The following is a 6,135-nucleotide window of genomic DNA, read 5'->3' on the forward strand; positions in this document are numbered from 1 at the left end:
ATTAGATTTTGTCTAAGAATTATAAGGCACTTCACAGTTTGCCTCTGTTTTTATATTATACAGAATATAAAAAATAGCATAAGCAAGATTTATTTTCTATAAAATACAAAAAATCCTATTGGTATTTTGACCATAGGATTTTTGTACTCTATCTATATTTGGGCAATACTGTGGGCGGCACGACGACCCTGGTGAATGATACCTGCTAAGGCAGTACCACTTCCTGGATAGTAAGTTCCCATCCAACCACCAGCAGCGAGACCGGCGGCGTAAAGTCCTGGAATGACTTGGTCATGGATATCTAAAACTTGACCTTTAACATTAATCTTTAAGCCACCCAAAGATCCTAAGTTAGAAGCACGATTTTGGTAGGCAAAGTACTTTCCTGCAAGTGGTTCTAGACCCATTTGACGCCCGAATTCTGGATCTTGGTGCCGAACGGCTAGTTCATTCCAGTCTTGCAAGGTCTTGGCCAAACCTCGAGCATCCACACCAATCTTTTGCGCTAAAGCTTCAATTGAATCCGCACTCACCACTAATCCTTTCTTTATATCTGCAGCTAAACTTTCTGCATTCCAAGGACTAGCTGGTGCTTTTAGCGATGAATCTGCAAAAATCATATAAGTTGGTTTCTGGAATTTACTTTCTTCATGGAAAATCTCTCGGAAACCGTAAGCATAGGTTGCATCTTCACAAACAAAACGACGTCCAGCAGCATTGACGAAGAAAGATGGGATCGTAGGCATTTGGTTATTAGTGGCATTTCCTGTCCGTCCATCAAAATCAATCGTCCCGCCGAGACCACAGAGAGCCGCATTAACTGATTGGCCTAAAATAAGACCATCCCCGGTATCGGTAGAAATCGACATGCAAGCTTTATTCTTAAGATCAGCATAGTGCTGTGGGCTCAGGTCCTTGGCTAAAGCTGGATTGTGGTCAATACTTGCAGTTGCAATTAAAACCGCTTTTTTAGCTTGGTAGTAACCTCGGGCCGCCTTAACCCCAACGACTTCTTTTCGTTCAGTATCGAAAATCAACGCCTGAACTGAATTTTCATAACTAACTTTAACCCCTAGACTCAAAGCATTCTTCAAAAGAGCTTGGGTTAGTAGCACTCCATCTGTCGCAGCGCCACCACCACTGTTAACATGAATACGGTCGGCATGGACTTTATCAGCAATATATGGCACATGATTGTTACCATAGACACTAATCCACTTGACACCCATTTCTTCTAACCAAGTAATATTTTGTCCGGCATGCTTCGTCAAGTCTGTCACCAAATCGCGATCAGCTAGACCTTCAGCGGCTTGCAGATAGTAATCGGCATGATTTTGCGCTGTATCATTCGTAAACTTAGTCATTTCTTTTTGGTACTTAGTGCCACTTGCTTGAACTACCCCGCCAGAAAAATTCGTAGTTCCTCCAGGAATACCTGCTTTTTCCAAAATCAACACTGAGAGGCCTTCTTCCGCAGCTTGAACTGCGGCTGCCAAACCTGCGCCCCCACTTCCGATAACCACTAAATCATAACTTACTCGGTAACTATCAACAGCATTTGCAGCTACATAAGCTTGAATATCTGAAGTATTAAGTGGGGTTCCTTCAGCATCAAAATCCGCTTTAACTTTGGGGCCATCAATAGCTAACTTAAAGTTCAGGTCTTCTGCTTCTTGAGCCGAAATTTCTCCTTGAGCTAAAGCTACCGCCTTTTTAGCAGCTTGTTTAAAGGCTATTGAACTAGACGTCACCCCAGTTACAGCATCGACATCAACACTTTGCGCTGCCAACATTTTTTCTTGCATCCGTTCAATGGCTAACCGTCCTACCCGAGCATGGGTATTAAAGTCAGCTTCAACGCCAATTACACGTGCTTGCTCATCTAGCGTTACACTAGCTGCAACAGGACCGTGAAAACCTTGCGTTTTACCTATATAAGTTGTTATCAAACTATTTTTCCTTTCTAAGAAAATTTTTACAAGCTTGTATCCGTATGCGTTTTGTCAGGATAAGTCATTAACTTGGTCAAACTTGGGGCGCGCCTTCAACGGCATCTTTAACGCGATTAATGGCCATTGGCGCAATTCCTTTGTGGGTAAGGATGTAGAAATCATTATTTTTCAACCCATCAAAAATGGTTGCACCTACAGAGTCAATTGGTAAACCAGCTGTTAAATCATCAACGGCCATCTTTTGTCCCAGTTTGAAACTTTCACTTTGATAATATGGATCACTTTCATCCCGATACTTATCCGGGCGATACTCTTCTGAATGCATCAAGTTCGTCTGTACAAAGGCTGGCGTAAAGACATGCATCCGAATCTTATCTTGTTTAACTGCTTGTAAGTCATATGCGACTGCTTCGGTCATACCAACTACCGCAAATTTGGTTGCATAGTAAGCAGGCATTCCCGCGCAGTTAGAAGACCTGCTGCCGAGGCCACATTTAAAATATCGCCCCCATTTTCCTGCTTCATCATGATGGGAATAACTTTTCTTAAAGCATAGACCTGACTCATTAAGTCTGCATGCAAAATCCATTCCCAGTCACGAGTTGGTAGTTCCCAAATAGGCCCAGGTACTGCAACACCGGCATCATTGACCAATAAATCTATTTGACCATATGCTGTCATCGTCTTATCCACTGCAGCGTAAACTTGTTCTTCCTCGGTTACATCTGCCACAATTTCCAATACATCAGTGCTTTGCTTTAACTTCTTGACCACTTGACCCAAAGCTTCTTGATCCTGGTCAAGTAAGGCTAGTTTCATTTTTTGAGCGGCCGCCTGAGTAGCAATTGCCTCGCCAAAACCATGAGCTGCCCCGGTAATTAAAGCTACTTTCCCTTCAAATTCCATAAGCTACGCCCCCTTGTTTCCTTAGCTAAAATCTACTAATTCTGAAATTGGATATCTAGTCGTAGTGATTTCTTCGGCTGTTTCATCTGGTTTACCGATCGCAATTGCCATTACTGGAATATATTGTTCTGGATCAAGGTCAAATGTTGACGCTGCTTTGCTTGCATCGTACCCTGCCATTGCGTTTGTTTCATAACCATGCTCTCTAGCGGCTAACATAAATTGCATGGCTGCTAACGAAGTATCTACATTGCATCCTCTACTAGCATCTTACGGTCAGCTTTTTGGTAAAGTGGAAGGAAGGTATTCAAAGCCGCATTCATAGCTTCTTCGCTAACTTTACCTGCTTCAAACATCCCGTGCCAGAGAGCACTGTATTTTTCATATGCTAAAGTGTTGCCGAAAAACATTACCACCGCAGAACTACTATTAATTTGTGTGTGGTTAAATTTCATGCAAAAGCTACGTAATTTTTCCTTACCTTCTTCGGTATCAATGACCACAAATTTCCAAGCTTGTAAGTTACAAGCTGATGGGGCGGTAATTGCTTCATCTAACATTTCGACAAGTTCTTCACGCTCAATTTTTACAGAACTGTCGAACCGACGTACCGAGTGTCTTTCATTCATAATTTTGTGAAAATCATTATTTACTTTTGCCATAATGCAAAACCTCCATTCAGTTAATATCGCTTACATATACATCATATAACGGAAAATCCAAAAAATCAATCAAAAGTTCAATAAATCACAAATTTTATAAATTTTTTTACTTTTTTAGGCAAAATAAAAGGAGCCAATCCACCGATTAGCTCCATACTTATACTATAAATGTAAAATTTGTTGCATTCCTAGACTGACAACCGTAATCGCCAACCAGCACAACCCACCTAATAAAAGTGGCTTACCACTAGACTTAACTAATTTAACCACATTACTGTTCAAACCGATGGCCGCCATCGCCATGGTTATCATAAACTTGCTAAGCTCTTTTAGTGGCATAAAAGTTTCTGTCGCTACACCTAAGTCAGTGGCTACTGTGGTTATTAATGAGGCAAGCAAAAAGTAGAAAATAAACATTGGGAAGGCTCGTTTCAAACTAAAATTTCCTGCCCCACGTTGACTTTCCCGGCGTGCTTTTAAATAGGCTAGACCCAAAGTAATGGGAATGATTGCTAAAGTCCGCGTTAACTTTACCGTTACAGCTTTATCTAAGGTTTGCGAACCTAGGTGCCACATGCTATCCCAAGTCGCAGCTACAGCTGTTACTGAAGAAGTATCATTAACAGCCGTCCCTGCAAAAATTCCAAAGCTGGCCCCACTATGCGTATCAAATCCGACTAATCTACCCAAAATAGGAAAAATAAAAGCTGCTAAAACATTAAAGAAGAAAATAATCGAGATGGCCTGAGCTACCTCATCATCTTCCGCATCAATTACTGGTGCCGTCGCTGCAATTGCCGACCCCCCACAAATTGAAGAGCCCACTCCAATTAAGGTCGCAATATTTCCTGGTACCCGCATCAACTTATGTAACAAGTAAGCTACTACTAACGCCGTCGTAATTGTAGTTAAAATAATTGGGAGCGACTCCTTTCCCGTCTGCAAAACTACATTTAAATTTAGACCAAATCCCAACAGAACTACTGCTGTTTGAAGAATAAATTTCGAAGTAAATTTAATTCCAGCTGTAGCCTGGCCTTTATTCTCCCAGAATAAAGCCAAAATCATTCCAATTAAAATTGCAAATACAGCACTACCAACAACTGGAACAACTTTACCTAAGAACCATGCAATAAGTGCAATTACCAAGCAAACAATGATTCCTACCGTATTATCAATCCAGAAACGCTTCTTTAACATTATCTTACCCCTCTCATTCAATTACGGTTATTATACCAAAACTAGTTACTTATTTGGTAACATATGTTAATTTCAACTTAAAATTTTCTTAGCTTTTTCATCAACTTTCCTTAATATTTATATCTTATATTAAGAGCATAGCTAATAGCACAAACTTTTCATAATACTTTCTCCAAACCCGCCTTGTCTCCCCATAAGGCGGGTTTCTTATTCAATCAAAAAGTTACCAGAATTTAATATTCAGCTTAACTTTAACTAGATAATTGTAGACAACATTTTTTTAGTAGTCTACAATCCCCTAGCTAAAGCTTTTTAATTTTTTACTTTTGTAACAAAAACATAACAACTTATTACAAAGCCTATCTATCACGCTTTTCAGCCCTTGTTTTAATTCTTTTTTTCTGCTAGCTTAGTACATGTACTAAATTTGGAATCACATGGGAGCATAATAGCTAATGAAAAAATCACTACATATTTTGACCAGCCTTTCCTTGGCCGGTTTGATTGTTGGGACTGGTCTCCAAACAGCTAGTGCTGCAACAACTAATAATACAACACTCGAAGCTAGCGCAAGCGAAGCAATTACTAACCTCAACACCCAATTAAACCAACAACTTCCTGATCAAAAGCAATTAAATCAAAGTGTTGATCAAGAAATTCAAAACCAAGTGCAACGCGATAAAGACGTAGCTGCCGCCTTAAAAGCATTGGAAGATAATAAAGAACAATCTGTTTATAACGGGGAATGCTACGGGATGACCGCTTGGTATGTTGACCACCTTAAAGGTCCAACTCTAATGGGTTCCGGGCATGAATTTGCTCAAGATATTGGTCAAGATTACGACTGGGCAGCTGCTGGCTGGACGGTAACCGAATACCCTAATATCTCTGATATTAAACCTGGTGACGTTATTTGTTGGCAAGCAGGGGGAAAGTTAAGTCCTGGGATTTATGGTCATACCGGAGTCGTTAAGTCGATTGATGCTCAAGGTAACATGGTAACTTACGAACAAAATTCTGAAGCCGGTCGAATCATTCACGAATACAACCGGACTTTCAACGATACTAAAATTAAATCCGTTATTCACAAAAATTAACTTAAGAAGTCACTTGATAGTGACTTTTTTGTCTTTAACCTAAACAACGTTAAAAGCCTTAAGAAATTTCATTTCTTAAGGCTTTTGCTATTGGCGGGGCGGATTGTATAATTTAAGTTGAACATGAGTGGACATCTCTCCTCCCATTGCACTAACATTGGAATTTATAGATTTATCATTTTTGATCACCAATTTTATCAAATATCTGTTGAATACTGCGAGCCTCCGAGACTACTTTATACGTGGTATCTAGGTATTTATCTGTCATTTTACTTGCGGGTAACTCTTTTATCAAAAGCATGACTTTTACCCTTTTGA

At 40.0% G+C, this 6,135-nt stretch carries 3 protein-coding genes and 2 pseudogenes; 1 reads left to right on the plus strand and 4 read right to left on the minus strand.

Going from position 1 to position 6,135, the window contains the following annotated elements; all coding sequences use genetic code 11:
• Positions 1-152: 152 nt before the first annotated feature.
• The 4 genes and pseudogenes from JCM10991_RS11030 to JCM10991_RS11045 form a co-directional block, all read right to left on the minus strand.
• Entirely contained in the window at positions 153-1,949 is a 1,797-nt protein-coding gene (locus JCM10991_RS11030) for an FAD-dependent oxidoreductase (RefSeq protein WP_051528012.1), read from the minus strand.
• A 76-nt stretch (positions 1,950-2,025) separates the two neighbouring features.
• A pseudogene (locus JCM10991_RS16650) lies at positions 2,026-2,858 on the minus strand (SDR family NAD(P)-dependent oxidoreductase).
• A 21-nt stretch (positions 2,859-2,879) separates the two neighbouring features.
• Positions 2,880-3,520, minus strand: a pseudogene (locus JCM10991_RS13915) (nitroreductase family protein).
• A gap of 162 nt (positions 3,521-3,682) precedes the next feature.
• Positions 3,683-4,720 carry a YeiH family protein gene (locus JCM10991_RS11045; RefSeq protein WP_023860532.1) on the minus strand — a complete coding sequence of 346 codons (1,038 nt, stop codon included), beginning with the start codon at positions 4,718-4,720 and terminating at the stop codon, positions 3,683-3,685.
• Positions 4,721-5,175: 455 nt separating this feature from the next.
• On the opposite strand from JCM10991_RS11045, the gene JCM10991_RS14690 reads away from it, so the two are divergent.
• Positions 5,176-5,817 (plus strand): CHAP domain-containing protein, encoded by a 642-nt coding sequence (locus JCM10991_RS14690; protein WP_023860533.1) that lies wholly within the window; start codon positions 5,176-5,178, stop codon positions 5,815-5,817.
• Positions 5,818-6,135 lie beyond the last annotated feature (318 nt).

Source organism: Ligilactobacillus equi DSM 15833 = JCM 10991, from assembly GCF_000615765.1.
GTDB classification, from domain to species: domain Bacteria; phylum Bacillota; class Bacilli; order Lactobacillales; family Lactobacillaceae; genus Ligilactobacillus; species Ligilactobacillus equi.

What these genes read in the sequence shown, in the direction of transcription:
- JCM10991_RS11045 (WP_023860532.1), bottom strand. Translation starts at nt 4,720, where the DNA reads ATGTTAAAGAAGCGTTTCTGGATTGATAATACGGTAGGAATCATTGTT.
- JCM10991_RS14690 (WP_023860533.1), top strand. Translation starts at nt 5,176, where the DNA reads ATGAAAAAATCACTACATATTTTGACCAGCCTTTCCTTGGCCGGTTTG.